The organism is Cryobacterium sp. TmT2-59 (genome assembly GCF_004403545.1).
Lineage (GTDB): Bacteria > Actinomycetota > Actinomycetes > Actinomycetales > Microbacteriaceae > Cryobacterium > Cryobacterium shii.
In genome coordinates this window covers 1-1,160 of record NZ_SOGM01000061.1, presented here as the reverse complement: position 1 = coordinate 1,160, position 1,160 = coordinate 1, and the positions used below count along the sequence as shown (strand labels likewise).

Sequence of the window (1,160 nt, the reverse complement as noted above, 5' to 3'; positions counted from 1 at the left end):
CGGTTGGGGCTGGATGATGGTGGCCGGTTCGCTGATGAAGTGCCGCCCGGTCGGTGAGGTCCAGTTGAGAGTGCCGTCGGGCAGCATTTCGTAGCTCCACCGGGTCTCCGACTTCAGCCCGTGCTCGCCCGGACACAGGTGCGCGAGATTGTCGTGCGCGGTGAGCCCGTCGAACTGCCAGTCCAGCGCATGATCGATGTCGGAGTGCGCCGCGCCGCGGTTGCAGCCCGGGAACCGGCACGTCTCGTCCCGCACCTCCAGGTAGCGCCTGAGGTCTTTGGGCACCTTGTAACGGTCGCGGCCGACCGAGAGCACGACCCCGGTCTCCGGGTGCACCAGGATCCGGGTGAAGCTCGGCGCCCGGGCGGCGATCCGCCGGGCGGTGTCGGGATCGATCGGGCCGTAGCCTTCGAGGTGCCCGGGTTCCTCGCTCTGACCCATCAGCGTCAGCACCGGGACGGTGACGTGCACCCGGCCCCGAATCCCCTTGCCGAGTCCCCTGGGGGTCACCCCGTCCAGGATCAGGTCCTTGAACACGTCGGCCCTGAGCCGGCCGAGGGTGCGGTCTTCGTCCGGGCCCAGCAGGCTCAGGCCCATGACGGTGATGCGGTCGTACGCGGCCTGCACCTTCTCCGCGGAGTCGTACCAGTGCAGCGACGCCATCCCGTCGGCCTCGGGCTCGAAGAACACGTTGCGCTCCGAGGCTGACTTCTGGTGCCGGGCCGTGATCGTCTCCGGGTGCAGCCGCTCCCGCAAGATCCTGGCCTTGCGCTTGAGTTTCGACGCGGTCAGGTTCTCGGCGGACTTCAGCAGGGCCTCCTCGAACGCGGCCTTGGCTTCGTCCGGGAGCGACCAGGCCTGGCCCATCAGTACCTTCGCGTGCCGGTAGCTGATCTGGCCCGACCGGAGCGCGGCCATCGTCAGCGGAAGCTCCCCAGTGAGACACCCGCTCTCATGGATCAAGGTCTCCGCCGACCGCTGTGGAATCCGGATCGTGCAGGCCAACTCGCTCGTGAACTCGCGCTCGGCGACGGTGTCGGCGTCCCACCGCGACCCGGGCACCCGCGGCCCGGTATCCGCGGTCCCCGTCGCGAATCGGTGGGCCTCGTCGATGAGGTCTGCCAGTGCGGCGGCGTCCTGGGCCAGCTTGCCGTGCGCCT

1 protein-coding gene is annotated in these 1,160 nt (G+C 69.3%); it reads right to left on the bottom strand.

What is annotated here, in order from left to right; translation table 11 throughout:
- On the bottom strand, positions 1–1,160 hold a 1,160-nt coding region (locus E3T24_RS10305), incomplete at both ends, for an HNH endonuclease signature motif containing protein (RefSeq protein ID WP_134434591.1).